Genomic DNA, 26687 nt, shown 5'->3' on the forward strand with positions numbered 1-26687 from the left:
GACATGCGCCGCCGACTGATCCAGTCCACGCTTGCCGTGGTCCTGGTCGTGATCGCCGTCTTCGGCTTGTCCCTGGTGATCGTCGAGACCCGCACCATCAGCAGCAGTGCCCAGGAGCGGGTCGACTCCGAGGCACTGCGGCTGGCCAGCATCGTCGACAGCAGGCTGCTCGGCGCGGCCACGGTCAACGCCGACGTCCTGCGCAACCAGATGGCCGATGGCCAGTACGCCGTGATCGGCATCCCCGGGCAGCAGCCCATCAAGGTCGGCGCCAAACCGTCCGGCGACGTGATCCACTCCACGGCCAAGGGAGAGCAGGGCGAGACCGTCCGGGTGGAGGAGCCCCGCTCCTCGGTGACCCGCGAGGTCGGCCGCACCCTGCTGATCATCGGCCTGGTGGCGCTGCTCGCGGTGGTCGCCGCGGTGCTGCTCGCCGTCCGCCAGGCCAACCGGCTCGCCTCCCCGCTGACCGACCTCGCCGAGACCGCCGAGCGCCTCGGATCCGGCGACCCGCGCCCCCGCCACAAGCGCTACGGCGTCCCGGAGCTGGACCGGGTCGCGGACGTGCTCGACGGATCGGCCGAGCGCATCGCCCGCATGCTGACCGCCGAGCGGCGGCTCGCCGCCGACGCCTCCCACCAGCTGCGTACGCCGCTGACCGCGCTGTCCATGCGCCTGGAGGAGATCACCCTCACCGACGACCCGGACACGGTGAAGGAGGAGGCGAACGTCGCGCTCGCCCAGGTCGAGCGGCTGACCGACGTGGTGGACCGCCTGTTGACCAACTCCCGCGACCCCCGTACCGGCTCCGCCGTCTCCTTCGACCTCGACGAGGTCATCCAGCAGCAGATCGCCGAGTGGCGCCCCGCCTACCGCAGCGCCGGCCGGGCGATCGTCAGCTCCGGCAAGCGGCACCTCCAGGCCGTGGGCACGCCGGGCGCCGTCGCACAGGTGCTGGCCGCGCTGATCGAGAACTCCCTGATGCACGGCGGCGGCACGGTGGCGCTGCGCACCCGCGTGACCGGCAACCAGGCCGTGGTGGAGGTCACCGACGAGGGCTCCGGCGTCCCCGCCGACCTGGGCGCCCGTATCTTCGAGCGCACCATCAGCGGCCGCAACTCCACGGGCATCGGGCTAGCCGTCGCCCGCGACCTCGCCGAGGCCGACGGCGGCCGCCTGGAACTGCTCCAGGCCCAGCCGCCCGTCTTCGGCCTGTTCCTGTCCCGCACCCCGCCGTCGAAGAAGCAGTCGGAGGACCACCCGACGGTGCGCTGACCGCGGCCGGCACCGGCGGGACCCAGCGGAAGAGCCAGGACCGGCAGGTCCTAGCGGAAGACCTCGGGCCGGGGCTTCTTCGACTCGGTCTCGAGGAAGGACTCCGCGCCCGCGACGGTCTCCCGGGCCGGCAGGGTGCGGAAGACCCAGGTGCGGTACGACCAGAAGCGGAACAGGGTCGCGACGCCGATGCCGAGGAACTTGAAGACGTTGCTCTGCAGCGGACTGTCCCAGCCGAAGCCGTAGGTCGCCAGGTACAGCACACCGTTCTCGATCACCAGACCGACCACGCTGAACAGGAGGAACAGCGTCAGTTCCCGGGTGCGCCCGCTCTTTTCGCGGTCCCGGTACGTGAAGTAGCGGAAGCCGACGTAGTTGAAGGCGATCGCGACGACGGTCGCGATGACACTGGCCCGCACCACCTGAAGTCCGGTGACGTGCCGCACCAGGTTGAACACGAGCAGGTTGACCAGCAGCCCCGCTCCGCCCACCGCGCCGAACTTCACGACCTCGCGCCACAGCTGGTCCACGCGCCTGCGAAGCGCGCCGCGGGGCGCCTGGGGCGCCGGTCGAAGCCCCGAGGAACCATGTTCCATGGTCGTGCAGGCCCCCGTCTCGGTCGGTTCGGTCAACCCGGCCATGCTAACCAGCGCTCCACACCCGCGCCTGTGGACAAGGCATCAGCTCGGGAACAGGTCGGAAAGAGTCCGGGAAAAGGCGGGAAAGAACCGTCGAAGCGACTGGTAAGAGCGCCGACGGGCACGCCGGCGCGGTCGAGGTGCGTACGTCAGTGCGGCGGGTGACGTCCCCGCGAGGCGCCGGCACGGCCCCGGCGGGCGCGGAAGCGGGCCGCACCGCGGCGGCCGATACCCTAGGAGCGTGACGTTCCCGGTAGTCGGCATGGTCGGCGGTGGCCAGCTCGCTCGTATGACACACGAGGCGGGCATCCCGTTGGGCATCAGGTTCAAGCTCCTCAGTGACACTCCCCAGGACTCCGCGGCGCAGGTGGTGAGCGATGTCGTCATCGGCGACTACCGCGACCTGGACACGCTGCGCGCGTTCGCGCGGGGCTGCGACGTGATCACCTTCGATCACGAGCACGTCCCCACCGAGCACCTGCGGGCCCTGGAGGCGGACGGCATTCCCGTACGCCCCGGCCCCGACGCGCTCGTGCACGCCCAGGACAAGGGTGTGATGCGCGCGAAGCTCGACGCGATCGGTGTGCCCTGCCCGCGGCACCGCATCGTGAGCGACCCGCGGGACGTGGCCGCGTTCGCGGCCGAGGGCGACGGTTTCCCCGTGGTCCTCAAGACCGTCCGCGGCGGTTACGACGGCAAGGGCGTGTGGGTGGTCGACTCCGTCGAGGAGGCCGCCGAGCCCTTCCGCGCCGGCGTGCCCGTCCTCGCCGAGGAGAAGGTCGACTTCGTCCGGGAGCTGGCCGCCAACGTCGTACGCTCCCCGCACGGCCAGGCCGTGGCCTACCCGGTCGTGGAGTCGCAGCAGGTGAACGGCGTCTGCGACACCGTGATAGCCCCGGCCCCCGACCTCGACGAGAACCTCGCCCTCCAGGCCGAGCAGCTCGCGCTGACCATCGCCAAGGAACTCGGTGTCGTCGGCCACCTCGCCGTCGAGCTGTTCCAGACCCGCAATGATGACGGGTCCTCCAGTGTCCTCGTCAACGAGCTGGCGATGCGCCCGCACAACTCCGGCCACTGGTCGATGGACGGCGCCATCACCTCCCAGTTCGCCAACCACGTCCGCGCGGTCCTCGACCTGCCGCTCGGCGACCCCCGCCCGCGCGCCAGGTGGACCGTCATGGCGAACGTCCTCGGCGGCGACTACCCCGACATGTACTCCGCGTACCTGCACTGCATGGCCCGCGACCCCCAGCTCAAGATCCACATGTACGGCAAGGACGTGAAGCCCGACCGCAAGGTCGGCCACGTCAACACCTACGGCGACGACCTGGACGACGTGCTGGAACGCGCCCGTCACGCAGCCGGCTACCTGAGAGGCACCATCACCGAATGAGCCCAGTTGTTGGCATCGTCATGGGGTCGGACTCCGACTGGCCCGTCATGGAGGCCGCCGCCGAGGCGCTCGACGAGTTCGAGATCTCCTACGAGGTCGACGTCGTCTCCGCGCACCGCATGCCGCGCGAGATGATCGCGTACGGCGAGCGTGCGGCGGAGCGCGGACTGAAGGCGATCATCGCGGGTGCGGGCGGGGCAGCCCACCTGCCCGGCATGCTCGCCTCCGTCACGCCGCTGCCGGTGATCGGCGTGCCCGTCCCGCTCAAGTACCTGGACGGCATGGACTCGCTGCTGTCGATCGTGCAGATGCCCGCCGGGGTCCCGGTGGCGACCGTGTCGGTCGGCGGCGCCCGCAACGCGGGTCTGCTCGCCGCCCGGATCCTCGCCGCGCACGACGAGGAGCTGCTCGCCCGGATGCGGGAGTTCCAGCAGGAGCTGAACGACCAGGCCACCGAGAAGGGCAAGCGGCTGCGCGCCAAGGTCGAGAACTCCGGCGCCTTCGGCTTCGGCACGGGGAAGTGACGCCGGTGTCCTCGCTGAACGAAGCCCGGGACCTGCTGCGCGAGTTCCCGGTCGTCGACGGCCACAACGACCTGCCCTGGGCGCTGCGCGAGCAGGTCCGCTACGACCTCGACGCCCGCGACATCGCCACCCCCCAGAACGTCCATCTGCACACCGACCTGCCGCGCCTGCGCGAGGGCGGCGTCGGCGCCCAGTTCTGGTCGGTCTACGTCCGCGCGGACCTGCCCGACCCGGTGCCGGCGACGCTGGAGCAGATCGACTGCGTACGGCAGCTGCTCGCCCGCCACCCGGCCGACCTGGCCCCCGCCCTGACCGCCGCCGACATGGAGGCGGCCCGCGCGGACGGCCGGATCGCCTCCCTCATGGGCGCCGAGGGCGGCCACTCCATCGCCGACTCCCTCGGCACGCTGCGCGGGCTGTACGCGCTCGGCGTGCGCTACATGACGCTCACCCACAACGACAACGTGGCCTGGGCGGACTCGGCGACGGACGAGCCGGGCGTGGGCGGCCTGTCGGCCTTCGGCCGCGAGGTGGTCCGGGAGATGAACCGGCTCGGCATGCTGGTCGACCTCTCCCACGTGGCCGCGACGACCATGCGGGACGCGCTCGACACCACGAGCGCGCCGGTGATCTTCTCGCACTCCTCCGCGCGGGCCGTGTGCGACCACCCCCGCAACATCCCGGACGACGTACTGGAGCGGCTGCCCGCCAACGGCGGGATCGCGATGGTCACGTTCGTGCCGAAGTTCGTGCTCCAGGCGGCCGTGGACTGGACGTCCGCCGCCGACGAGAACATGCGTGCGCACGGCTTCCACCACCTCGACACCACCGCCGAGGCGATGAAGGTCCACCGCGCCTTCGAGGAGGCGAACCCGCGCCCGGTCGCCACGGTCGCGACGGTGGCCGACCACCTCGACCACATGCGCGAGGTCGCCGGCATCGATCACCTGGGCATCGGCGGCGACTACGACGGCACGGCCTTCACCCCCGAAGGCCTGAACGACGTCTCCGGCTACCCGAACCTGATCGCGGAACTGCTCGACCGCGGCTGGTCCAGGACGGACCTGGCCAAGCTCACCTGGCAGAACGCGGTCCGCGTCCTGGGCACCGCGGAGGACGTCGCCCGCGATCTGCGGGCCACCCGTACGCCGTCCAACGCGACGATCGCCGAACTGGACGGGTGAGTCCCGGTACCGGACGGCGGGAGGCCGTGTACCTCCTGCCGTCCGGCGCACACGACGGCTGACGGACGCCTCTCAGCAGGCGCACAGGCAGAACGGGTGCCCGGCGGGGTCGGCGTAGACCCGGAAGCCACGCGCCCGGTCCGTCGCGTCCAGCGGCCGCGCGCCGAGTGCCAGCACCCCCTTCTCCGCCGTGTCCAGGTCGTCCACCACCAGGTCCAGGTGGGACTGCTGTGAGGCGTCCGCGGCCGGCCACTTCGGCGGGACGAACCCCGGCGCCTTCTGGAACGCCAGAGCCGACCCGCCCGGCACCTTCAGGTCCACCCAGTCGTCCTCGCCCTCCACGGTCCCGCCGAGCACCTCGGCGTAGAAGCCGGCGAGGGCACGCGGGTCGGGACAGTCCAGGACGACGACACCCAGCTTGGCGAGAGCCATGACTTCCTCCCAGTCGGGGACGGCGTTACCCGTTGAGGTGGGTAACCAGTAACCGTTACTGCATGCTGGCGCATAGCGGGTAACGACGCAACCGGTTTCGCGAGGTACCGTCGCTGACATGAGTGAGAGATCGTCCGCGCCCGGAGGCCTGGCGCTGGTCGAGTCCCTGGTGAACACGCTGGACATCGAGACGGGCGCCGACTCGCTCGACACGGCGGAGGGCCGGGCGCGCCTGGGGATCCCCGAGGCGGAACTGCCGCAGGCGCGCGAGCTGCGCGAGTCGCTGCGCGCCACGCTGCTGGCCCACGCCGGGCACCCGCCCCACCGGACGGTGACACCGCTGGGCGAGCTGCTGGCGGGGGCGCCCCTGCTGGTGGCCGTCGACGCCCGGGACGGCTCCGCCACGCTCGCCCCCGCCGACGACGGCCCCCTGCTCTCCCGGGTCGCGGCCGCCGTCGCCGAGGCCCTCGTCGCGGGCACCTGGGCCCGGCTGAAGGCCTGCGAGGCGGTCACGTGCCACTGGGCGTACTACGACCGCAGCCCGGCCGGCCGCGGCCGCTGGTGCTCGATGCAGGTGTGCGGGGCGCGCGCGAAGATGCGCCGCTATCGGGCGAAGCAGACGTGATCCACGGGGAGTTCACTGCTCACGCCGCGCTCCGGTGGTGCACAATGCGTGCAGACGCCGGTTCGGCCGACTGAGCCTCGGCCGAACCGGCGTCACATGTCGGCGTACGTCTATGTATGTCTGGGGATGTTCGCCGGTGCGGGGCTATGCGGTCGGGCGTCCCATCGCCCGGTACGTCCACCCGGCCTGCCGCCACAGCTCCGGGTCCAGCGCGTTGCGCCCGTCGAGGATCACCCGGGCGGCCACGACCTCGCCCAGCCCGGCCGGGTCCAGCTCGCGGAACTCCCGCCATTCGGTCAGGTGCAGGACGACGTCCGCGCCGCGCACGGCCTCCAGTGCGGAACCGGCGTACCCGAGCGTGGGGAACACCCGCCGGGCGTTGTCCATGCCCTTGGGGTCGTAGACCGTCACCTGGCCGCCCTGGAGGTGTATCTGACCGGCGACGTTGAGCGCGGGGGAGTCCCGTACGTCGTCCGAGTCCGGCTTGAAGGTGGCGCCGAGCACCGCGACCCGCTTGCCGAGGAACGGCCCGCCGCCCAGCGCCTGCCGGGCCATCTCCACCATCTGCCCGCGCTGGCGCATGTTGATCGAGTCGATCTCGCGCAGGAAGGTCAGGGCCTGGTCCGCGCCCAGCTCACCGGCGCGTGCCATGAAGGCCCGGATGTCCTTGGGCAGGCAGCCGCCGCCGAAGCCGATCCCGGCCCGCAGGAACTTCCTGCCGATCCGGTCGTCGTGCCCGATGGCCTCGGCCAGCTTGGCCACATCGCCGCCGGCGGCCTCGCAGACCTCGGCCATCGCGTTGATGAAGGAGATCTTCGTGGCCAGGAAGGAGTTCGCGGAGGTCTTCACCAGTTCCGCGGTCGGGAAGTCGGTGACCACGAACGGGGAGCCCTCGCCGATCGGTGTGGCGTACACCTCGCGCAGCAGCTTCTCCGCCCGCTCGCTGCGCACGCCGACCACGATCCGGTCCGGGTGCAGGGTGTCCTGCACGGCGAAGCCCTCGCGCAGGAACTCCGGGTTCCAGGCCAGCTCCACGTCCGCCCCCGCGGGCGCCAGCTCGGTGATCATGCGGGCCAGACGGTCGGCGGACCCCACGGGGACGGTCGACTTGCCGACGACGAGCGCGGGACCGTTCAGGTGCGCGGCGAGCGAGGTGACGGCGGAGTCGACGTAACTCATGTCGCAGGCGTACTCGCCGTGCTTCTGCGGGGTGTTCACGCAGACGAAGTGGATGTCGCCGAACGCGGCCGCCTCCGCGTAGTCCGTCGTGAAGCGCAGCCGCCCGGTCGAGCCGTCGATCCCGGCCACGTGCCGGCGCAGCAGCTCCTCCAGGCCGGGCTCGTACATCGGGACCTCGCCCCGCCGGAGCATCTCGATCTTCTCGGGGACGACGTCCAGACCCAGCACCTCGAACCCGAGGTCGGCCATGGCCGCGGCGTGTGTCGCGCCGAGATAGCCGGTGCCGATCACGGTGATCTTGAGGCTCATGGGTCCTCCAGGGGAGACGATGGTGATGCGGTGCCCGAGCATATCGGGGGCATGAGCGGGGCCTACGCCGGGCAATGTCCCCGCTGTCGCCAAGCTCACGTATCACTGGCGTGGGCGGGCGCCTAAAATTTGGGTTACTTAACGGTAATTAGCGTTGGAGCGTGAGAGACCTTGGCCGGATCGGCTGACTTCGACCTGTACCGCCCGTCCGAGGAGCACGACATGCTCCGTGACGCCGTCCGCTCGCTGGCCGAGGCGAAGATCGCGCCGTACGCCGCCGCGGTGGACGAGGAGGCCCGCTTCCCGCAGGAGGCGCTGGAGGCGCTGGTCGCCAACGACCTGCACGCCGTGCACGTGCCCGAGGAGTACGGCGGCGCGGGCGCGGACGCCCTCGCGACGGTCGTCGTGATCGAGGAGGTGGCCCGCGTCTGCGCGTCCTCCTCCCTCATCCCGGCCGTGAACAAGCTGGGCTCGCTGCCGGTGATGCTCTCCGGCTCCGAGGAGCTGAAGAAGAGGTACCTGGCCCCGCTCGCCAAGGGCAACGCGATGTTCTCGTACTGCCTGTCCGAGCCGGACGCGGGCTCCGACGCGGCCGGCATGAAGACCAAGGCGGTCCGCGAGGGCGACACGTACGTCCTCAACGGCGTCAAGCGCTGGATCACCAACGCGGGCGTGTCCGACTTCTACACGGTGATGGCCGTCACCGACCCGGACAAGCGCAGCAAGGGCATCTCGGCGTTCGTCGTCGAGAAGTCGGACCCCGGGGTCTCCTTCGGCGCCCCGGAGAAGAAGCTCGGCATCAAGGGCTCCCCGACCCGGGAGGTCTACCTGGACAACGTCCGGATCCCCGCCGACCGCATGATCGGCGCCGAGGGCACCGGCTTCGCCACGGCGATGAAGACCCTGGACCACACCCGCGTCACCATCGCGGCCCAGGCCCTCGGCATCGCCCAGGGCGCCCTCGACTACGCCAAGGGCTACGTCAAGGAGCGCAAGCAGTTCGGCAAGCCGATCGCCGACTTCCAGGGCATCCAGTTCATGCTCGCCGACATGGCCATGAAGATCGAGGCCGCCCGCAACCTCACCTACGCGGCCGCCGCCAAGTCCGAGCGCGTCGCCGCCGGAGGCGGAGAAAAGGACCTCACCTTCCAGGGCGCCGCCGCCAAGTGCTTCGCCTCGGACGTCGCCATGGAGGTCACCACGGACGCCGTCCAGCTCCTCGGCGGCTACGGCTACACCCGCGACTACCCGGTCGAGCGCATGATGCGCGACGCCAAGATCACGCAGATCTACGAGGGCACGAACCAGGTCCAGCGGATCGTCATGGCCAGGAACCTTCCCTAGCCGTCTCTTTGCACGCGTCCGACGGCCTCCGGCATTGAGCCGGGGGCCGTTCGCGATGCGCCGGGGGAGGGCCGCCGGACGCGGGCCGTAAGCCGAACGGCGGTACCCGGTCCGCTGTCCGCGCCGGATGGCGCGGGGACCCGGGCGGGCGTACGACGGAGGGGTACAGGGCCCGCCCCCGGTGCCCTTCGCCCCCCAGGAGGAGCCATGACCCAGCCCGGAACCATGACCCCCATGAGCAAGGAGATGCAGGACTGCGTCCAGGCCTGCATGTCGTGCCACACCGTCTGCGAGGAGGCCATGAGCTCCTGCATGCAGATGGGCGGCCAGGCGCAGATGCAGATCATGCGCGCGCTCATGGACTGCTCCGAGATGACCCGCATGTGCGCGGACATGATGATGCGCCGCTCGCCCATGGCGGCCGAGATGTGCGCGATATGCGCCAAGGCCTGCGACATGTGCGCCGAGGCGTGTATGTCGATGCCCGACGACAAGATGATGAAGCGCTGCGCTGAGGCGTGTCGCCGCTGCGCCGAGATGTGCCGTGCGATGGCGAGCGTCAGGATGTGACCTGAGCCCGACCGGACGGCGAGAGCCCCGCGGTGCCGGCCGGCACCGCGGGGCTCTCCTGGCAGGGGTCCGGGTCAGTTGCCCGTGACCGTGACCTTCTCGTCGTTCTTCAGCTCATTGACCAGCGTCTTGACCTTCGGCATGTCCCAGACGAGGTTGCCGCCGGTCGAGCCGGATATCGGCATGTTCATGGAGATGCCGTCGCCGCCGTTGACGTTCTTCATCGCCCAGAACATGGAGGCCAGGTTCCACAGGCTCATGTCCTTGTCGACGATCAGGGAGTCCAGGCCCGCGCCCATCGTCGGGTAGAGCTTGAACGGGTTCAGGACCGTCGAGGGGGACGCCACCTGGTGGGACAGCGCGGCGAGGAACTTCTGCTGGTTCTTCGTGCGCTGCAGGTCGGAGGTGGCGAACGCGTGCCGGGTGCGCACGAAGGCCAGGGCCTGCTGGCCGTCCAGCTTCTGCTTGCCCGCCTGGAAGTCGGCGCCCGAGTACTTGTCCTTGAAGCCCTTGTCGATGTCGAGTTCCACGCCGCCGACCGCGTCCACGATGTTCGCGAAGCCGGCGAAGCCGATCTCCACGTAGTGGTCGATGTGCAGGCCGGTGTTGTACTCGATGGTGCGGACCAGCAGCTCCGGACCGTCGAAGGCGTAGGCCGCGTTCAGCTTGTTCGGTCCGAGGGGGCCCTTGATCTTGCCGGACTCCGAGCCGCGGAACTGCGGGATCGTGACGTTGGAGTCGCGCGGCAGGGATATCAGCGTGTCGCCGTTGTCGCCGACGTGCAGGATCATCATCGAGTCCGTGCGCTTGCCCTCGGCGGACCCGGTGTGCAGCTGCTTCTTCTGCTCCGAGGACATGCCCTCACGGCTGTCGGAGCCGACGATCAGGTAGTTCGTGCCCTTGCCGGTCTCCGGCCGGTCGATGACCTTGGACAGGTCGACCTCGCGGCGGAGCTTGGAGTCGGCCCAGAAGTAGGTCGCGACCGAGGTCACCACGAGCAGCGTGACCAGGGTGATCACGGACCACTTGAAGCGGCGCCCCCAGTTCGGCGCGCGACGGTAGCCGCGCGGGTCGTCCCCGCCCGGTCCGCCGTAGACGTGGCCGCCGTTGTAGCCGCTGTCGTACCCGTCGTAGTCGCCGGGGTCGTCGTATCCGCGGCCGTCGACGTACGACGGTTGCTGCGGAATGCCGTACGGCGGCGCCGAGGGGCCCGGGCCGCCGGGCGGCGGGTATCCGCCCTGCCCGCCGGGTGCCCCCGGGCCGCCGCGCCGTACCTGGCGCATCGCTCGCGCCCCTTCCGGCGTCGCGCCGGCGCTGCCGCGTCCGTATCCGGGTCCGCGGTTGCCGCCGGACCACCCCTCGGGCCAATCATTCATGCGCCCCAGTGTGCAGGGCACCGCTGTGTCCCTTACAAGGGGCGTCAGGAAATAAGGGCACCGCTGTTGCGAAGCTGACACAAATTCCCCGGATGCCGCCTCGGCATAAGGTAGGGGTCATGACAGAGCAGGCCTCCACCGCGGAATCTGAGATTCCGGACATCCCCGGCAAGCCGACTTCGGCGTCCCGGACCACCCTGAGCCACATCATGACCCACAACGACACCAACCTGCTGGGGACGGTGCACGGCGGTGTGATCATGAAGCTGGTCGACGACGCGGCGGGCGCGGTGGCCGGCCGGCACAGCGGCGGGCCCGCCGTCACGGCGTCCATGGACGAGATGGCGTTCCTCGAACCGGTCAGGGTCGGTGATCTCGTCCATGTGAAGGCCCAGGTCAACTGGACCGGCCGGACCTCCATGGAGGTCGGCGTGCGGGTCCTCGCCGAACGCTGGAACGAGTCCACCCCGACCACCCAGGTCGGCTCGGCGTACCTGGTCTTCACCGCCGTGGACGCCGACGGCAAGCCGCGCCCCCTGCCGCCCGTCCTGCCCGAGACCGACCGGGACCGGCGGCGCTACCAGGAGGCCCAGATCCGCCGCACGCACCGCCTGGCCCGCCGCCGCGCCATCATGGAACTGCGCGAGAAGCGCGCGGCCGAGGGCTACGAGGACTGACGCCGCCAGGTCGTCACTCCGTCAGCCGCACAGCACCTCGTCGCCCGTCACGGCGGCACCCTGCACCTGGTCCTCCACCCGCACCTGGCGCACCTGGCGGTAGTCGCTTCCCGCGATCACCTTGAGCGTGGCGCCCTGCCCCGGCGCGGCCCGCAGCTCACTGCCCGGCAGCGCCGCGGCGAGCGACTTCGCCGACCGGTCCCACCGGGGGTCGTAGAGCACGACGGTCCGCCGCACGGTGGGCTCCTTGGTGTCCGCGGGCGCCCCCGTCGTACGGAACCCGGCCGCCGCCAGCGCCTGGTCCACCCGTTTGCCGAGCCCGGCCGCGCCGGTGCCGTTCTGCACCTGGACGCGGATCTGCTGCGGGGCGACCCGCACGGTCACCGCGGGGTTCGCCTGCCGCGGCCGCCGCACGGTCAGCGGCCGGTCCTCCCGCAGCGACTCGAAGAGCCGGTCGGCCTTGGCCCGGTCCCACTTCACCGTCGAGCCGACGCCGTTGACGGGGTAGGACGGCTGCGCGATCGGGACGGTGGTGAACTCCGAGGAGGATGGGGAGAAGTTGCGCATCGCCCGCCCGAGGTCGAGCAGCTCGTCGGTGTGGAAACCCTGGTCCGCCCGCACCGAGCTCAGCACGGTCAACGCCACGTTCCGGAACTTCATGGGATTCAGCAGCACCTGGGAGGAGGTCGCCCGCTCGATCAGGGCGGCCAGGAACCGCTGCTGGCGCTTCATCCGGCCGAGGTCGCTCGCCGCGTCGACGTGCCGGGAGCGGACGTACTGGAGGGCCTGGCCGCCGGAGAGCGTGTGCGTGCCGGCCGCCAGGTCCAGGCCGGAGTAGCTGTCCTTCATCGGTTCGGCGGTGCAGATCTGCACCCCGCCGAGGACGTCAACGGTCCGCATGAAAGTGGTGAAGTCCACCTCCAGGTAGTGGTCGATCTTCAGCCGGGTCAGGTCCTCGACCATGCGCACGGTCAGAGGCGGGCCGCCCTCCGCGTACGCCGCGTTGAGCTTGACGGGGTGCGGCCCGTGCCGTCGGCCCGTGTTCTGGTCGACGTGACCGGGCAGCTCGGCGTAGGAGTCCCGGGGCAGGCTCACCACGCTGGCCCGCTGCCGGTCCTGCGACACATGCACGATCATCATCGTGTCGGTGCAGTGGCAGGCCTGCCCGCCCAGCCGGTACTGGCGCCGCTCCTGCGCGCTGATACGGTCCCGGCCGTCGGTGCCGACCAGCAGGACGTTCATGCCGTGGCCCGCCCGCGGGCGGTTCTTCATGTCCTTGAAGGGGTCGACCCGGGCGATGTCCGCGTCCAGGCCGGAGACCACTGCGTGCCCGATCCCGGCGGAGGCGAGCACCACCACCGACAGTGTGGTCGCCGCCCGCATGGCCCAGCGCGGTCTCCGGCGCGGTGCGGACGCGTATGGTGCCCGGGCCGGCCGCGGCGGTGCGGCGCGGCGCTGCGGGGCGCGCGGAGGCCGCGGGCGGGGCCGGGACGGCGTGGGGGGCATGGGGACACCTCCGCATAGGCGTGGGTGGGCACCGTGAGCACCGTAGGGCCATACGATCTGCTGACCGGCGCAGTGACCCCCACGGCGCGCACCGGTGTCCCCCGTTCGCGGTAACGTGAGCACCGATGAACGCCAAGCCCGACGTGCGACTCCCCGCCGTTTCTGTGATCATGCCCGTCCTCAACGAGGAACGGCACCTGCGCGGGGCCGTCGAAGCGATCCTCGCGCAGGAGTACGGCGGCGAGATGGAGGTCGTGATCGCCCTGGGTCCGTCCGCGGACCGCACGGACGACATTGCCGCCGAACTCGTGGCCGAGGACCCGCGCGTGCACACGGTCCCGAACCCCACCGGCCGCACCCCCGCCGCGCTCAACGCCGCGATCAAGGCCTCCCGCCATCCGATCGTGGTCCGTGTCGACGGCCACGGGATGCTCTCGCCGGACTACATAGCCACCGCGGTACGGCTCCTGGAGGAGACCGGCGCGCAGAACGTCGGCGGCATCATGCACGCCGAGGGCGAGAACGCCTGGGAGCACGCCGTCGCCGCCGCGATGACCTCGAAGGTCGGGGTGGGCAACGCCGCCTTCCACACCGGCGGCCAGGCCGGCCCGGCCGAAACGGTGTACCTGGGCGTCTTCCGCCGCGCGGCCCTGGAGCAACAGGGCGGCTACAACGAGGAGTTCATCCGTGCCCAGGACTGGGAGCTCAACTTCCGCATCCGCGAGGCGGGCGGCCTGGTCTGGTTCTCGCCCGAGCTGCGGGTGTCCTACCGGCCCCGCCCGAACGTCAAGGCCCTCGCCAGGCAGTACAAGGACTACGGCCGCTGGCGGCGCGTCGTCGCCCGCTACCACCAGGGATCCATCAACCTGCGCTATCTCGCCCCGCCGGCCGCGGTGTGCGCCATCGCGGCCGGGATCGTGGTGGGCGCGGCCCTGACCCCGTGGGCTCTGGTGGTCCCCGGCGGCTACCTGGCGGCGATCGCCGCCGGATCGGTCCCCGCCGGCAAGGGCCTCCCCCTGGCGGCACGGCTGCGCATCCCGGTCGCCCTGGCCACCATGCACATGTCCTGGGGCTGGGGTTTCCTGACCAGCCCCAAGTCCCTGGCGCGGAAGGTGATCGCATCGCGGCGGCCGGCGGCCGGCGGCCGTCAGTGAAACCTGAACGGCAGGGCCTCCTGGGCGCTCGGGGTGCTCCGCATCCCCCGGCGAGCTGCTCAGAAAACCCTGCCGTCATGTGCCGTCCCACCGGTTGTGTTCCCCGAGCGAGGCGGACCGTGGTGCTCGTCAGCCGCAGTGGACGCCGTAATCGACCTGGATGTAGCTCCAGTTGTTCGCGGTACCGCCGTAGTCGACGCAGGATCCCTTGGCGTACACATAGACCGGGCCCGCGTAGTAACTGAAGGTGCCCGCGTCCATCTCGTTGGACTTCCACACGGTGTCGGTCCTGTGGACCCGCAGGCGGGCATCCATGTACATCGCCTTGCCCGGAGTGTCGCTGACAGTGACGACGCAGTTGTAGCCGGTGGAGCCGTTGTACGTGATGAAGGTGGTGCCGTCGCCGACGCGCTTGGAGCCGATCACGCCGTAACCGGTCCCGCAGCCGCCGTTGTAGGAGGCGGCGGCCGAGGCAGTGCCGGCGGTGGCGACCAGCCCGGCGGTGGTGAGGCCGAGGACGGCAGCTGCGGACACAATTCCTCTTGCCATGCGCATAGCTGGACTCCCGTTAGGTGTGTGCTGTGGAATCGGGCGGGGTCATTCCCAGGGCATCCTGGGGAGCAAGAAGCCCTGGACGTCGCTCGGTCAGCCGCAATTCGTAGCGGTCTTCAAGACGTATCCACCCAGGTAGCTGCCGTACCAGTCGACGCAGGAGCCCGCGGCCGACACATAGACCGGTCCGGCGTAGTACCGGTACTCGCCCGCGTCCGTGATCCAGGTGGACGAGCCCGAGCGCCTGACCTTCGCGGTCATCGCGCTCGCGTACTTCTGCTCCGTCTGAATCGTGACGACGCAGTTCTTCCCTGTCGAGCTGCTGTACGTCAGGTAGACGGTCCCCAGTCCGTACTGCATGTCGGCCCAGTTGACGACGGAGTAGCCGGACCCGCAAGCCCCGTTGTACGAAACGTTCGGGCCGGCGGCCGACGCGCTGCCCGAGAACACCAGCACCGAGGTCAGCGCTGCGGAAGCCGCGGTGACCAGAGTGGTCCACCTCTTCATCTGACTCTCCCTTTCCCCGGCCGCTTGTCAGTTACAACCCAGGGCATTGCTGTTCCACACCAGCTCCGGCGAGGTGAGGCGAAGGTAGACGCAGGTGTTGGGGGCGTGGACGTACACCGGCCCGGCGTACTTGGTGTAGTTGCCCTTGTCCTCGTGCCAGCTACCACCGGCCACCCTGATGCCCATGCCGATGTAGCTGGACGTGCCGTAGTCGGTGTTGCCGCTGTCCTTCACCGTCATCGCGCAGTTGTAGCCATTGGACGAGTTGTAGAGCAGGACATCCCAGTAATACTGCTTCAGAACGCCCATTTTGAACGTGTGCACGGTCACCGTGTAGCCGGAGCCGCAAGCGGATTTCGCCAGGCTGACGACGTCGCTCGTGGACGACGCGCTGGCGGTCGTCGCCAGTGGGGCGAGAACGAGGGCGAATGCCGACAGAGCGACGGCGGCGAGCTTCTTGCGCACGGTGCCTCCTGACAGAGCGAAGTTGATCAAGAGGCATCTGATCACCGAACGTGCGTGCGAGTCACTTGCTTGTGGTGTACATGACTTCTTCTGACTCCGGAATGGCTGGTTCCTGACATCAACCGATGGAGAGAGGTGACGCGTCGGCCGGTTGCTACCACTGGTAGGGCTTGTACACGTCCATGCACTGGCTGGCGTCCGCGCCGTTGAGGGCGTCGGCGTTCTTCGGGACGTCCCCCGCCTTCGGAGTCGACTGCTTCGGGAACGCCGTGCCCGTGCGCCAGTCGGCGCCGACGACGACGGTGACACCGGAGACGTCCGTCGACTTCCGCACCGAACTCAGCGGAATCCCGAGGGCCTTGGCGACGCTCTGCGCGTCGCCCTCCAGATCCGCGCTCGGGTAGCGCACGAGCGTCTCCTCCTCCGCCAGCGCCGCCGAGGTGTCCGCGGTGGCCCGGGTGAAGCCCTTGCCCGCCAGTTCCTGGCCGATCTCCCGCGCCCGGCCGCCGACCGGGGCCTGGGTGGCGGTGCGGGTGCCGTTCTGCACCAGGACGCCCAGCCGGTCGGCCGGGACCGAGGGGGTCCTGACCGCCGCGCCCCTGCCGGTCCGCTTCTCCGCGTCCGGCGCCGGGCCGTTGTCGTCGAAGGGCACGTCGTCGCGGAGCATCTTCCACACCTTCGTGGCGTCGGCGCCGTCCGGGACGATGTGGTTGGCGTTCTGCGGGTCGGGGACATTGGGCATCGTCGTCATGGTGATGCGGTCGGTGGGAACCGTCTTGAGCTGCATGGCCAGGTGGTACAGCTTCTCGACGGTGCCGATCTCCTCGGAGACCTGGAGCGACTTCGTGGCCGCCTCCGCCAGGCCCATCAGCCGGCCGGAGTCGGTGAAGGCGTTCTGGCTGCGCAGGGTGCGGATCATCGAGTTCATGTACATGTGCTGGGCCTTGGCCCGGCCCAGATCGCTGTAGAAGGCGTGCCGGGTGCGCAGCCACTGGAGGGCCTCTTTGCCCTTGACCTTGTGCTTGCCCGCCGTCAGCTTCAGGCCGGAACCCCCGGGCGCCAGGGGCGTGGGGCGGTCCCACACGTTCTGCTTCACACAGACCTCGACGCCGCCGATGGCGTCCGCCATCTTCACCACGCCCGCGAAGTCGATCGTCATCCAGTGGTCGATGTACACACCGGTGAGGCTCTCCCAGGTCGCGAGCGTGCAGCCGGCGCCGCCACGGACCAGCGACTCGTTGATGATCTCGTTGACGGGCGGATAGACCTTGCCGGTATCGGGGTCGGTGCACTTGGGGATGTCGACCCGGGTGTCCCGCGGGATGCTCACCACGGCGGCGCTCTTGCGGTCCGCGGCCAGGTGGATGAGCATCTGCACGTCGCCCCGCGGCGGGGTGCCGCGGTTGTCCCGGCTGCCGCCCAGCGCGACGTTGGCGTCGGAGTTACGGCTGTCGGAGCCGATCAGCAGGATGTTCACGGGCGTCTGTCCGGCCGAGTTGGGCCTCGACCTCTGCGCCTTGGAGTCACCGCTGCTGCGCTGGCCCTTGCGGATATTGCCGTTCAGGTGCTGGTAGTAGAGGTATCCGGCGCCGGCCGTGCCGAGTACGACCAGCGCGAGCACCATGGCCGACCAGCGCAGTACGCGCCGCGCGGGGCCTCTGCCCGCGGCATCGTGCTTCTTCCCGCCGCGTCCTCCTCCGCCGTGCCGGCCGCGGCCGTCCGAAGTGCTGCCCTTGCGCGGCGCGGGAGGTATCGCTTCCTCGACCGCCGACCCCTCCCCGCGCAGACTGCTCTGCGTCACTCCCCGTCCTCCCACCCTGGTGCCATGCCATGAAACAGGCCTGCCGTGCGCCGGGTTAGACGCATGACAGGCCCATAAGGTGGTGCTGTGCGCTCAACTTGCGCACTCGACCTTGTCCGCCGTGGACTTCCCGTCGACCTCCGGGGCCTTCGTCGGCGGCGTGAGCGGCACACCGGCACCCTTGAAGTCCTTGCCCAGGGTCAGCGTCATCGTGGGCATCCCCTGGGAGTTGGTGAAGCTCTCGCCCGGTTTCAGCGCGGCCCCGGACAGTCCCATGAGCGCGGCGAGCTTACGGGCCTGCGGAGCCTGGTCGGGCGCGTACTCGAGCGTGGTCTTGGCGATGCTCTCAGGTGCGTTGGCCGCGTTCTCCGACTTGAGCACGCCCACGGAGGTCTGCAGCCAGCTGACGGTCTCCTGGGCGGCACCGCCGGCGGCCCCACCGTTGAAGACCCGGACCCGCACCTCGGAGGCCTCGGACTGGGTGCCCTTGAGACGGGCGGCCTCAGCGCTCTTCTCGGCCTTCTTCTTTTTCTTCACGGCGGTGAAGGAGACGTCGTTGGCGATGGCGTCGAAGACCGGGGGGGCTGTGACCGGGTCGACGATGACGGTCTTGTGCACCACCCCGTCCGCCGGATTGTCGCGCACCGGCACCGTCAGGAAGGTGATGTTCTTCGGTGGCACCTTCTGCAACTCCTGCGCCACCTCCATGAGGGTGGTGCCCTTGCCGATGCCCTTGTCGACGGTCAGGGCCCTGGTGGCCGCGTTCGCCAGCTTGTACAGCTTGGTCGGGTCGGTGAGCGTGTCACCGGAGGCCATCTTGCGCATCAGCGAGCTGAGGAACTGCTGCTGCACCTTGATGCGGTCCAGGTCGCCCGCGTTGCCCCAGGCGTGCCGGGTGCGCACGAAGGCCAGGGCCCGCTCACCCTCGACAGTGGACTCGCCGGCGGGCAGGTCCAGGTGCGAGTCCTTGTCCTTCACCGCGTGCTTGAGGCACACGTCGACTCCGCCGACCGCCGTCGTCAGCGTCTTGACCGCGTTGAAGTCGGCCATCATGAAGTGGTCGGGTTGAACACCGGTGATCTCTTTGACCGTGCGCATGGTGCAGCCCGCGTCGCGGCCGTCCTGGCCGAGGCTCGTGTTGAAGCGGACGCCGGCCGTCCCCGGGACGACCTTCGTGCTGTCGTCGGGCTGCTTGGTCGGGCAGTCCGGGATGTTCACGATCAGGTCGCGTGGGATGCTCAGCGCGGTCGCGTTCGTACGGTCCTTGGAGACGTGCAGCAGGACGTTGGTGTCGGCGTGGCCCACGCTGCCCTTGTCGCCGTAGCCCTCGTTGCCTTTGCCGGTGCGTTTGTCCGTGCCGATGATCAGTATGTTGAAGGCTTCGTCCTTGCTGAAGCCGTTCTTGGCAGCGCCGCCCACGTCGGTGGTGGTGACGTTTCCCTCGAGCTGCTTGAGGACCAGGTAGCCGGCCGTGCCGACGCCGACCAGGACGAGCGCCATGGTGCCGCCGGTCCACATCAGGACCTTCTTGGTCTTCGACTTCTTCTCCGGCCGGCGTCCCCGCCGTCCGGGCGGCTCCTCCGGCGGCGCCGCCCGGCGGCGGCGCGGGACGGGCACGGTTTCGGAGGGGGCGGCCTCGCGGGTCTGCTGCCGTCCGGGCGCCGCCGGGCGCTGCCTGGACGCCGTGCCTCCGGCTCTGCGGGAGGAGGCCCGACGGGGACCCGGTACCGCCGACTGCGGAGCGGAAGGGGTCAGTTGCAGTTCGTATTCGCCGGTGTCCGGATTGAGCACCCACTGGTCTGCGGGGTCGACATTGTCCGCCCGCCCACGGCCTTGCGCGTCCACGGTTGTCCGAATCCTCCGTTGGGGCCACGCGGCGCCTTGCCCCTCTTGGCGCCAGGTCTGCTTCGCATAGTGCGCGACCCCAGGAAGACCTCGCGGCCAGTCGCACCGGATCGCTCACACTATCCGGCAGATTCAACACCGAGCGACGCTGGTGACAAATTCCACTTCCCTACAAGGGGGCAATCCGCCCATTTCCTTGGACAAAAGTTCGCCTTTGGCCGTGGCTTTACCCGCACAGGCGCCCAAGTTGGCCGTGTCGTCGCGGAACGGCGTCGCGGGCCAGAGTGCGAGCCGTGGATCGCCAGGGTGCTCGGCCCGCGTCGTGCACCCCCCGGGAAATACCCACCGTAGTCGTGCGACTGCGCAGGCGAATCCCTTTCCGGCCCGGAATCCGAATCCGCGGCGGCCGAATTCGCGCCGTTCGCCCCGAATCCCGCATTCCACGGGATTGGGGGCGGGCGTGTTGCGCGGAGATCCGGGCCCGGAGCCCGGGCGCGTCATCTGGCCGTGGCCGTGACCCGCTCGGACTCGATGCGCTTGGCCAGGGCGTCCTCGGGCAGGCGGTCGAGGTTGCGGCACAGGACGACCGAGGCGCCGGCGGTGAGTGGTGCGTACAGGCCCGCGCTGAGGCCCTCCCAGGTGTCGTACGGCAGCGCCGACAGAAGGCGGGAGGCCGGCCCGGTCAGGTTCAGCTCCGGGGCGTCGCCGCGGGCCCGCTCCACGACCTCCGCCGCCGTGTACTCGGCCCCGGCCACGATCAGCGCCGGCTCCTCCGGGTCCACCGGCGCGAAGGGCGCGAACACGTCGCCCTGCCCCGGCACCTCGACGGCGTAGTCCAGGAAGCCCTCCGGCGGTTGCGGGAACCGCCCGCCCAGCGGCCGCAGCGCCAGCGCCACCCGTTCCCCGGAGCACGCGCGTGCCGCGTCCAGTGTGTCCGGTCCGCTGACCACGACATCGGCGACGCCCGCGTTGCCGTCGACGTCCGCCACTACGCCCACCGACGCGCACGCCAGCAGCCACACGGCCGTCTGCCAGTGCGCCGGCAGCATGAGCGCGACCCGGTCGCCGGGCCCGGCGCCGAGGTCCCCCTGGAGGAGGTTCGCGGTCTTGGCCACCCAATTGGAGAAGGTGGCCACGGACAATTCGACGCGTTCGCCGGTGGCGTCGTCGTAGAAGGTCACCAGTGGGCGTCCGGGATCCGCGGCGAGCGCGGAACGCAGCAGGTCGGCAAGGGTGCGTTCGGTGGCGTTCACCCGCGCAAGCGTACGCGGCGACGGCCCCGTCCACCGCGTGGTCGGCCACGTGCGGGTGAGCCGCGGGCCACCGGTTCGGCGCAACGGCAGCCGACGGCCCGTCAAGTCCCCGATGGACAGGTTTGCCTGACTATGTCCAAGATCAGGGGCATGCGTCGATACGGATTCCTTGCGTGCTCGATCGGTGCCACCTGCGCGGCCGCCCTCGTCCTCACCCCCGGCATGACGGGCGGTCAGGCGGGCGCGGTGCCGGCGTCGGCATCGGCGACCGGGGCGGCGGCCGTGCCCGGCAGCACCCGGTCCCTGCCCCTCGTCCCGCTCACCCGCGACCCCGGCCCCGGCCGCGGGTCCGTCATCGAACAGGGCCTGCGCCGCGCGGACGTCCGCCACTTCTCCCTGGTCGGCGTCGTCTGGGACGACCCGGACGTCGAGTTGCACGGCAGCGTCCGGATCCGCACCCGCTCCGCCGTCACCGGCGTCTGGTCCGGCTGGCAGGACATCAATACCCACAGCGCCGACCACGGCGCCGACCCCGGCACGGCCGAGCGCACCTCGGGACACGTGCGCGGCGCCACCGCGCCGCTGTGGGTGGGCGACTGCGACGGTGTCGAGGTGCGCGTCCGCGCCGACGCCGGGAGCCGCGACCCGGCCGCCCGGCCGGTCCCGCTGCCCTCGGGCCTGCGCCTGGAACTCGTCGACCCCGGCACGCAGCTCCCGGCGCGGGGCACCGGGAGGGGCACCGCACGCGCAGGCGGTCCGAACGAGGAGGCGTCCGCCGCCGACGCGGCTCCGGCCGCGCCCGGTGGGGACCCGACCGATCAGCGGCGCGCGCAGTCCTACGTCGGACCGCGCCCGGGTATCGTCACGCGCCGCAGCTGGGGCGCGGACGAGTCCCTGCGCGAGCAGGGCTTCGTCTACACAGAGAAGGTCAAGGTGGCGTTCGTGCACCACACCGACTCCGGCAACAACTACAGCTGCGCGCAGGCTCCGGCGGTGATCCGCGCCATCTACCGCTACCACGTCAAGAGCATGGGCTGGCGCGACGTCGGCTACAACTTCCTGATCGACAAGTGCGGGACCATCTACGAGGGCCGGGCCGGCGGTGTGGCGAAGCCCGTGCTGGGCGCCCACACCATGGGGTTCAACAGCAACAGCGCGGGGATCGCCGTCATCGGCACCTACAACACGTCCAAGCCCTCCTCGGCCGCGGTGACGGCCATCGCACGGCTGACCGCGTGGAAGCTCGGGCTCTACGGGATGAATCCGCGCGGAAAGACATATCTGACCTCCGGCGGTGGCAACCTCTACCAAAAAGGAAAGAGCGTACGCCTGAACGTGATCTCCGGCCACCGGGACGGCTTCGCCACCGACTGCCCCGGACAGCAGCTCTACGGCAAGCTCGGCACGGCCCGCTCGGCCGCGGCGCGCTACCAGGGCCGCTGAGGACGGACGAGGACGGACCGAGAACGAACAGGAAGCGGAGACGACAGGTGACAGAAGCGATCCTCCTGGTCGGCGGCAAGGGCACCCGGCTGCGCCCCCTCACGGTGCACACGCCGAAGCCGATGGTGCGGGCGGCGGGAGTGCCGTTCCTCACCCACCAGCTGGCGCGGGCGAGAGCGGCGGGCGTCGAGCACGTCGTGCTCGCCACCTCCTATCTGGCCGAGGTCTTCGAGCCGTACTTCGGCGACGGCTCCTCGCTCGGGCTCCACCTGGAGTACGTGACGGAGGAGGAGCCCCTGGGCACGGGCGGCGCCATCCGCAACGTCGCCTCGCGCCTGCGCTCCGGCCCCGACGAGCCGGTCCTCGTCTTCAACGGCGACATCCTGACCGGGCTGGACATCCGGGCGCTGGTGCGTACCCACGAGGCCACGGGCGCGGACGTGTCCCTGCACCTGACGAAGGTGCCGGACCCCCGCGCCTACGGCCTGGTCCCCACCGACGGGACCGGCCGTGTCCTGGCCTTCCTGGAGAAGCCGCAGACCCCCGAGGAGATCGTCACCGACCAGATCAACGCGGGGGCCTACGTCTTCAGGCGCTCGGTCATCGACGCGATCCCGCAGGGCCGCCCGGTCTCGGTGGAGCGGGAGACGTTCCCCGAACTGCTCGCGGCGGGCGCCCACTTGCAGGGCATGGTCGACTCCACCTACTGGCTGGACCTGGGTACCCCGGCCGCCTTCGTACGCGGCTCCGCGGACCTGGTCCTCGGCCGCGCTCCCTCCCCGGCCGTACCCGGTCGGTGCGGCGACCGCCTGATCCTGCCCACGGCCGTCGTCGCCCCCGGCGCCAAGCTGACCGGCGGCACGGTGGTGGGCGAGGGCGCGTTCGTCGCCGAGGGCGCGCGGGTGTTCGGCAGCGCGATCCTGCCCGGTGCCGTCATCGAGCCCGGCGCCGTCATCACCGACTCCCTCATCGGCAGCCGCGCCCGCGTCGGCACCCGCTCCGTCCTCAACGGCACGGTCATCGGCGACGGCGCGGTGGTCGGCGCCGACAACGAGCTGAGAAACGGCGCGAGAGTGTGGTGCGACGCGAGAATCCCGGCCGGGTCCGTGAGGTTCTCCTCGGACCAGTAGCCGGCCGGATGGGCGGCACGACTGGCCGCGGCGGCACCCGCGAGCGCGGTGAGCCGGCCCGCCTCGTGTCGAGCGCACCGCGGGAACCTGTCGACGCGGGTGACCCGGCCCGGCTCAGAGGCGCCCGATGTCGCCCTTCGGCATCCGCGGCGCCCGCCGGGGCGGCACCCGCCCGCTCAGCAGGATCAACCGGGCCGCCCGATGCCGCTGCCCGGCGTACGGCTCCAGCAGGCGCAGCATCTCCGCGTCGTCCGCGTTCCGGTCCCCGGCCAGCGCCCATCCCACGATGCCCGGCAGATGCAGATCGCCGACCGTCACGGCGTCCGCCGCGCCATGACTGCGCTGCACGGTCTCCGCCGACGTCCACGGCCCGATGCCGGGCACCAGCTCCAGCCGCTCCCGCGCCCGCTCCGGAGGCATCCGCGCCGCCTCCTCCAGCCGCGCGGCGACCCGCACCGCCCGCAGCACGGTCGACGCCCGCTTGTCGTCGACCCCGGCCCGGTGCCACTCCCACGACGGGATCAGCGCCCACGTCCGCGGCGCCGGCATGACGTACATGCGTCCGGGGGCGGGTCCGGGCGCCGGCTCGCCATGCGTGCGCACCAGCATCCGCCAGGCCGCGTACGCCTCGACCGTCGTCACCTTCTGTTCCAGGACCGACGGGATCAGCGACTCCAGCACCAGCCCGGTCCGGGTCAGCCGCAACCCCGGCCGCCGGTGCCGGGTCAGCGCGAGCAGCCGGTGCCGCGGTACGAACGCGGACGGGTCGTCGGCGGCCCCGAGCAGCTCGGGCAGCTGCTCCAGCAGCCATTCGGCGCCCGGCCCCCACGCCTCGCCGCGCACCTTCTCACCATGAGCGGACACCCGCAGCGTCCCGGGCCCGAGCGGTGTGCGGCCGGTGCGCCACACCGAACCGTCGGGCGTCGCCCGGAACGTGGGATCGCCCTGCCCCCGCCGCAGCGGTCCGAGCACGAGCCCCAGGTCCAGCGGCCCGTCCGGCGCCCAGGTGCGGACCCGCCCCGGCGCGGCGGCCTGCCGGGGCACGGCCGCGGGCACGCCGGCCTGCCCACCGCGCACGGTCGGACGCGGGGGCCGCGGAGCGAAACGTCCTGCCACGAATGAGATCCAGGGTTGCCTTGAGATGCCGTACGAGCCTATGCGGTCACAGGGAGACGACGAACGCCCCCGCGTCCCGCTCCGGTCGCGGCTTCGGCAGCTCCGCCGGATGCCCGACGGCGACCGCCCCCATCGGATCCCAGTCCGCGGGCAGCGCGAGCACCTCGCGCACCACGTCCCGGCAGAACATCGTCGAGGACACCCACGCCGAGCCGAGCCGCTCCCCGGCCAGCGCGACCAGGAAGTTCTGCACCCCGGCCCCGGCGGCGACCACGAACATCTCCCGCTCGGCGCCGTCCCGCCGCTCGTCGCCGTACTCGTGCGAGCCGTCCATGACGAGGCACGGCACCACGAGGTACGGCGCGTTGCGCAGCACGTCCCCGCGCCGGATCCGCCGGGCGATCGACTCCTCGCTCTTTCCGTCCCGCCGCAGGTCCGCGATCCAGGCCTCCCGCATCGCGTCGAGCAGCCGGGTGCGCGACTGCGCGGACTCGAGGAGCACGAACCGCCACGGCGTGGTGTGGTGCGGCGCGGGCGCGGTCACCGCCGCGGCCACCGCCCGCCGCACCGCGCCGGGGTCGACGGGCTCGTCGGTGAAGGACCGCACGGTACGCCGCTGGGTCACCGCCTCCCGCACGGCCTCGGAGGTCCCCAGCCGGAACATGTCGTCGCGCGCGTCACGCACCATGGCCCGCGCTCCTTCCCCGTCCTCTGCGTCCTCTCCGTCCTCACCGTTCTCCTCGGCCACCACGTGCCGCAGCCCGCGCACCACGGCGACCGGCAGCCCGGCGGCCTTGCCCTTGACCAGGTCGCCCGCGGCGGCGAGTTCGTCGGCGGTGGCGACGACGGTGGCGCTCAGCGGGTTGCCGTGCGCGTCCGTGCCGCCGCGCAGATCGTCCAGCACGCGTACGCCCGCGGCGCCGATGGCGACGTCGGTGAGCCCCGCGCGCCAGGGCCGCCCGAAGGTGTCGGTGACGAGCACTCCGACGGTGACGCCGAGGGCGTCGCGCAGCCCGTCCCGGATCGCGCGCGCGGACGCGTCCGGGTCCTCCGGCAGCAACAGCACCGTGCCGGCAGGGGTGTTGGACGCGTCGACGCCGGCGGCTGCCATGACGTGCCCCTGCCGGTTCTGCACGATCCGCAGCGCGCCGCGCCGGGCCACGACCCGCACGGTCTCGGCGTCGATCGCGGCCTCCCGGTCGGCCGCCCGGACCAGCCGCCCCTCGGCCTTGGAGACGATCTTCGAGGTGACGAGCAGCACGTCCCCGTCGGCCAGTCCGGGCTCCGCGCCGGCGATCAGCTTGGCCAGATCGTCCCCCTGCGCGACCTCGGGGATCCCGGGCACCGCCCAGACCCGGAACTCCGGGGCGGCGGCCGGTGACTCCTCCGTCGTGCCGCTCATGCCCCGCGCACCTCCTCGGCCAGCGCGAGCGCCTCGCCGGCCATCCGGGCGGCGGCGTCGACGTCGGTCATCATCAGCGGCACCGCCCTGCACCGGATACCCGCGGTCTCGACCCGCTCGACCGAGGCCTCGTCGACCGTGTCGACGAGCCAGCCGTCCAGCAGCCCCGAGCCGTAGTGCTCGGCCACCGCCGCGGCCGTGGACTCCACGCCGACCGCGGCGAGGACCTTGTCGGCCATGCCGCGCACGGGCGCGTCCCCGACGATGGGGGACAGGCCGATCACCGGCACTCCCGCGTCGGCGATGGCCTCCCGGATGCCGGGCACCGCGAGGATGGTGCCGATGGAGACGACGGGGTTGGACGGCGGGAAGAGGATCACGTCGGCCTGGGCGATCGCCTCCAGCACGCCCGGCGCCGGCTTGGCCTGCTCCGCGCCGACCGGCACCACGGCTTCCGCCGGTACCGAGGCCCGCAGCCGCACCCAGTACTCCTGGAAGTGGACGGCCTTGCGCTCACCGGGGCCCGGGGTGGCGCCGCTGTCGGGCAGGGTGACCGCGACATGCGTCTCCACCCGGTCGTCGGTCATCGGGATCAGCCGCACCCCCGGCTTCCACCGGTCGCACAGCGCCTCGGTCACCGCGCTGAGCGGATACCCGGCGCCGATCATCTGAGTGCGCACGATGTGCGTGGCGAAGTCGCGGTCGCCCAGGCCGAACCAGTCCGGTCCCACGCCGTACGCCGCGAGTTCCTCCTTGAGATGGAAGGTCTCGTCGGCCCGGCCCCAGCCCTGCTCCTCCTCGATGCCGCCGCCGAGCGTGTACATCACCGTGTCCAGGTCCGGGCAGATCTTCAGCCCGAAGAGGTGGATGTCGTCGCCGGTGTTGCCGATGACCGTGACGTCCGCGTCCGGCACGGCCCGCTTGAGACCGCGCAAAAACCGGGCACCACCGATGCCGCCTGCCAGAACCACAATCCGCATGGAAGCA

The 26687-nt window shown here is 71.1% G+C and carries 25 protein-coding genes; 11 read left to right on the forward strand and 14 right to left on the reverse strand.

Annotated elements, in window-relative coordinates; all coding sequences use genetic code 11:
• Positions 1-3: 3 nt before the first annotated feature.
• Positions 4-1275: an ATP-binding protein gene (locus tag ACWEK3_RS16495; RefSeq protein ID WP_390728394.1), complete on the forward strand. Its 1272-nt coding sequence runs from the start codon at positions 4-6 to the stop codon at positions 1273-1275.
• A 50-nt stretch (positions 1276-1325) separates the two neighbouring features.
• On the opposite strand, the gene ACWEK3_RS16500 is transcribed toward ACWEK3_RS16495, so the two are convergent.
• Positions 1326-1871, reverse strand: coding sequence for a GtrA family protein (locus ACWEK3_RS16500; RefSeq protein ID WP_390877519.1), 546 nt, complete (start codon positions 1869-1871; stop codon positions 1326-1328).
• Positions 1872-2154: 283 nt separating this feature from the next.
• Here ACWEK3_RS16500 and ACWEK3_RS16505 point away from each other — a divergent pair, with 283 nt between their 5' ends.
• From ACWEK3_RS16505 to ACWEK3_RS16515, 3 genes are read left to right on the forward strand one after another with little or no spacing between them, the layout of a single operon-like run.
• Positions 2155-3306, forward strand: a complete 1152-nt coding sequence (locus tag ACWEK3_RS16505; protein WP_453249949.1) for a 5-(carboxyamino)imidazole ribonucleotide synthase — start codon at positions 2155-2157, stop codon at positions 3304-3306.
• Positions 3303-3830 (forward strand): 5-(carboxyamino)imidazole ribonucleotide mutase, encoded by a 528-nt coding sequence (purE, locus tag ACWEK3_RS16510; RefSeq protein WP_361411735.1) that lies wholly within the window; start codon positions 3303-3305, stop codon positions 3828-3830. The genes ACWEK3_RS16505 and purE overlap by 4 nt, the downstream gene beginning before the upstream one ends.
• A gap of 5 nt (positions 3831-3835) precedes the next feature.
• A complete protein-coding gene (locus ACWEK3_RS16515) occupies positions 3836-5014 on the forward strand; it encodes a dipeptidase (RefSeq protein WP_453249950.1) in 1179 nt (392 codons plus the stop codon).
• A gap of 72 nt (positions 5015-5086) precedes the next feature.
• On the opposite strand, the gene ACWEK3_RS16520 is transcribed toward ACWEK3_RS16515, so the two are convergent.
• Positions 5087-5446, reverse strand: a complete 360-nt coding sequence (locus tag ACWEK3_RS16520; RefSeq protein ID WP_390728397.1) for a VOC family protein — start codon at positions 5444-5446, stop codon at positions 5087-5089.
• 118 nt (positions 5447-5564) lie between these two features.
• Between ACWEK3_RS16520 and ACWEK3_RS16525 the strand changes: the two genes are divergently transcribed.
• Entirely contained in the window at positions 5565-6071 is a 507-nt protein-coding gene (locus tag ACWEK3_RS16525; RefSeq protein WP_384083114.1) for a CGNR zinc finger domain-containing protein, read from the forward strand.
• Positions 6072-6215: 144 nt separating this feature from the next.
• Here ACWEK3_RS16525 and ACWEK3_RS16530 read toward each other — a convergent pair whose 3' ends face one another.
• The gene (locus tag ACWEK3_RS16530) at positions 6216-7559 is read right to left on the reverse strand and encodes a UDP-glucose dehydrogenase family protein (RefSeq protein WP_450546262.1); all 1344 of its coding nucleotides are present in this window, start codon (positions 7557-7559) and stop codon (positions 6216-6218) included.
• 171 nt (positions 7560-7730) lie between these two features.
• Here ACWEK3_RS16530 and ACWEK3_RS16535 point away from each other — a divergent pair, with 171 nt between their 5' ends.
• Together ACWEK3_RS16535 and ACWEK3_RS16540 are read left to right on the forward strand one after the other, a co-directional pair.
• Entirely contained in the window at positions 7731-8903 is a 1173-nt protein-coding gene (locus ACWEK3_RS16535; RefSeq protein WP_450546260.1) for an acyl-CoA dehydrogenase, read from the forward strand.
• 207 nt (positions 8904-9110) lie between these two features.
• On the forward strand, positions 9111-9473 hold the full coding sequence (locus ACWEK3_RS16540) for a four-helix bundle copper-binding protein (protein ID WP_361411723.1): 363 nt from the start codon (positions 9111-9113) through the stop codon (positions 9471-9473).
• A gap of 74 nt (positions 9474-9547) precedes the next feature.
• On the opposite strand, the gene ACWEK3_RS16545 is transcribed toward ACWEK3_RS16540, so the two are convergent.
• Positions 9548-10849 (reverse strand): LCP family protein, encoded by a 1302-nt coding sequence (locus ACWEK3_RS16545; RefSeq protein WP_450545209.1) that lies wholly within the window; start codon positions 10847-10849, stop codon positions 9548-9550.
• A 119-nt stretch (positions 10850-10968) separates the two neighbouring features.
• Here ACWEK3_RS16545 and ACWEK3_RS16550 point away from each other — a divergent pair, with 119 nt between their 5' ends.
• Complete coding sequence (locus ACWEK3_RS16550) at positions 10969-11526, forward strand: acyl-CoA thioesterase (protein ID WP_361411719.1); 558 nt, start codon at positions 10969-10971, stop codon at positions 11524-11526.
• 21 nt (positions 11527-11547) lie between these two features.
• Here ACWEK3_RS16550 and ACWEK3_RS16555 read toward each other — a convergent pair whose 3' ends face one another.
• Positions 11548-13032 carry an LCP family protein gene (locus ACWEK3_RS16555; protein WP_453249951.1) on the reverse strand — a complete coding sequence of 495 codons (1485 nt, stop codon included), beginning with the start codon at positions 13030-13032 and terminating at the stop codon, positions 11548-11550.
• Positions 13033-13157: 125 nt separating this feature from the next.
• Between ACWEK3_RS16555 and ACWEK3_RS16560 the strand changes: the two genes are divergently transcribed.
• Positions 13158-14186, forward strand: coding sequence for a glycosyltransferase family 2 protein (locus ACWEK3_RS16560; protein ID WP_453249952.1), 1029 nt, complete (start codon positions 13158-13160; stop codon positions 14184-14186).
• A 129-nt stretch (positions 14187-14315) separates the two neighbouring features.
• Here ACWEK3_RS16560 and ACWEK3_RS16565 read toward each other — a convergent pair whose 3' ends face one another.
• The 6 genes from ACWEK3_RS16565 to ACWEK3_RS16590 form a co-directional block, all read right to left on the reverse strand.
• Positions 14316-14720 carry a spore-associated protein A gene (locus tag ACWEK3_RS16565; protein ID WP_450545204.1) on the reverse strand — a complete coding sequence of 135 codons (405 nt, stop codon included), beginning with the start codon at positions 14718-14720 and terminating at the stop codon, positions 14316-14318.
• Positions 14721-14831: 111 nt separating this feature from the next.
• Positions 14832-15245: a spore-associated protein A gene (locus ACWEK3_RS16570; protein ID WP_450545202.1), complete on the reverse strand. Its 414-nt coding sequence runs from the start codon at positions 15243-15245 to the stop codon at positions 14832-14834.
• Positions 15246-15272: 27 nt separating this feature from the next.
• Positions 15273-15740, reverse strand: a complete 468-nt coding sequence (locus ACWEK3_RS16575; RefSeq protein WP_453249953.1) for a serine/threonine protein kinase — start codon at positions 15738-15740, stop codon at positions 15273-15275.
• A 124-nt stretch (positions 15741-15864) separates the two neighbouring features.
• Positions 15865-17511 (reverse strand): LCP family protein, encoded by a 1647-nt coding sequence (locus tag ACWEK3_RS16580; protein WP_453249954.1) that lies wholly within the window; start codon positions 17509-17511, stop codon positions 15865-15867.
• 93 nt (positions 17512-17604) lie between these two features.
• Positions 17605-19356: an LCP family glycopolymer transferase gene (locus tag ACWEK3_RS16585; protein WP_450545196.1), complete on the reverse strand. Its 1752-nt coding sequence runs from the start codon at positions 19354-19356 to the stop codon at positions 17605-17607.
• 497 nt (positions 19357-19853) lie between these two features.
• Positions 19854-20609 carry a TIGR03089 family protein gene (locus tag ACWEK3_RS16590; RefSeq protein WP_390728406.1) on the reverse strand — a complete coding sequence of 252 codons (756 nt, stop codon included), beginning with the start codon at positions 20607-20609 and terminating at the stop codon, positions 19854-19856.
• A gap of 132 nt (positions 20610-20741) precedes the next feature.
• Between ACWEK3_RS16590 and ACWEK3_RS16595 the strand changes: the two genes are divergently transcribed.
• Both ACWEK3_RS16595 and ACWEK3_RS16600 read left to right on the forward strand, forming a co-directional pair.
• Entirely contained in the window at positions 20742-22052 is a 1311-nt protein-coding gene (locus ACWEK3_RS16595; protein ID WP_453249955.1) for a peptidoglycan recognition protein family protein, read from the forward strand.
• A gap of 47 nt (positions 22053-22099) precedes the next feature.
• The gene (locus tag ACWEK3_RS16600; RefSeq protein WP_450545192.1) at positions 22100-23182 is read left to right on the forward strand and encodes a sugar phosphate nucleotidyltransferase; all 1083 of its coding nucleotides are present in this window, start codon (positions 22100-22102) and stop codon (positions 23180-23182) included.
• Positions 23183-23296: 114 nt separating this feature from the next.
• Here ACWEK3_RS16600 and ACWEK3_RS16605 read toward each other — a convergent pair whose 3' ends face one another.
• The 3 genes from ACWEK3_RS16605 to cofD are packed head-to-tail and all read right to left on the reverse strand — an operon-like array spanning position 23297 to position 26680.
• Complete coding sequence (locus ACWEK3_RS16605) at positions 23297-24298, reverse strand: DNA-3-methyladenine glycosylase family protein (RefSeq protein WP_450545190.1); 1002 nt, start codon at positions 24296-24298, stop codon at positions 23297-23299.
• A 46-nt stretch (positions 24299-24344) separates the two neighbouring features.
• Positions 24345-25700, reverse strand: a complete 1356-nt coding sequence (locus ACWEK3_RS16610; RefSeq protein WP_453249956.1) for a coenzyme F420-0:L-glutamate ligase — start codon at positions 25698-25700, stop codon at positions 24345-24347.
• Entirely contained in the window at positions 25697-26680 is a 984-nt protein-coding gene (cofD, locus tag ACWEK3_RS16615; RefSeq protein WP_361411699.1) for a 2-phospho-L-lactate transferase, read from the reverse strand. The genes ACWEK3_RS16610 and cofD overlap by 4 nt, the downstream gene beginning before the upstream one ends.
• Positions 26681-26687 lie beyond the last annotated feature (7 nt).

The organism is Streptomyces sp. NPDC004721 (assembly GCF_053601495.1).

Excerpts from the sequence above, each read along its gene's own strand:
- cofD (WP_361411699.1), bottom strand. The coding sequence starts at position 26,680 with ATGCGGATTGTGGTTCTGGCAGGCGGCATCGGTGGTGCCCGGTTTTTG.
- ACWEK3_RS16610 (WP_453249956.1), bottom strand. The coding sequence starts at position 25,700 with ATGAGCGGCACGACGGAGGAGTCACCGGCCGCCGCCCCGGAGTTCCGG.
- ACWEK3_RS16530 (WP_450546262.1), bottom strand. The coding sequence starts at position 7,559 with ATGAGCCTCAAGATCACCGTGATCGGCACCGGCTATCTCGGCGCGACA.
- ACWEK3_RS16540 (WP_361411723.1), top strand. The coding sequence starts at position 9,111 with ATGACCCAGCCCGGAACCATGACCCCCATGAGCAAGGAGATGCAGGAC.
- ACWEK3_RS16560 (WP_453249952.1), top strand. The coding sequence starts at position 13,158 with ATGAACGCCAAGCCCGACGTGCGACTCCCCGCCGTTTCTGTGATCATG.
- purE (WP_361411735.1), top strand. The coding sequence starts at position 3,303 with ATGAGCCCAGTTGTTGGCATCGTCATGGGGTCGGACTCCGACTGGCCC.
- ACWEK3_RS16550 (WP_361411719.1), top strand. The coding sequence starts at position 10,969 with ATGACAGAGCAGGCCTCCACCGCGGAATCTGAGATTCCGGACATCCCC.
- ACWEK3_RS16500 (WP_390877519.1), bottom strand. The coding sequence starts at position 1,871 with ATGGAACATGGTTCCTCGGGGCTTCGACCGGCGCCCCAGGCGCCCCGC.
- ACWEK3_RS16520 (WP_390728397.1), bottom strand. The coding sequence starts at position 5,446 with ATGGCTCTCGCCAAGCTGGGTGTCGTCGTCCTGGACTGTCCCGACCCG.
- ACWEK3_RS16495 (WP_390728394.1), top strand. The coding sequence starts at position 4 with ATGCGCCGCCGACTGATCCAGTCCACGCTTGCCGTGGTCCTGGTCGTG.
- ACWEK3_RS16570 (WP_450545202.1), bottom strand. The coding sequence starts at position 15,245 with ATGAAGAGGTGGACCACTCTGGTCACCGCGGCTTCCGCAGCGCTGACC.
- ACWEK3_RS16595 (WP_453249955.1), top strand. The coding sequence starts at position 20,742 with ATGTCCAAGATCAGGGGCATGCGTCGATACGGATTCCTTGCGTGCTCG.
- ACWEK3_RS16525 (WP_384083114.1), top strand. The coding sequence starts at position 5,565 with ATGAGTGAGAGATCGTCCGCGCCCGGAGGCCTGGCGCTGGTCGAGTCC.
- ACWEK3_RS16555 (WP_453249951.1), bottom strand. The coding sequence starts at position 13,032 with ATGCCCCCCACGCCGTCCCGGCCCCGCCCGCGGCCTCCGCGCGCCCCG.
- ACWEK3_RS16545 (WP_450545209.1), bottom strand. The coding sequence starts at position 10,849 with ATGAATGATTGGCCCGAGGGGTGGTCCGGCGGCAACCGCGGACCCGGA.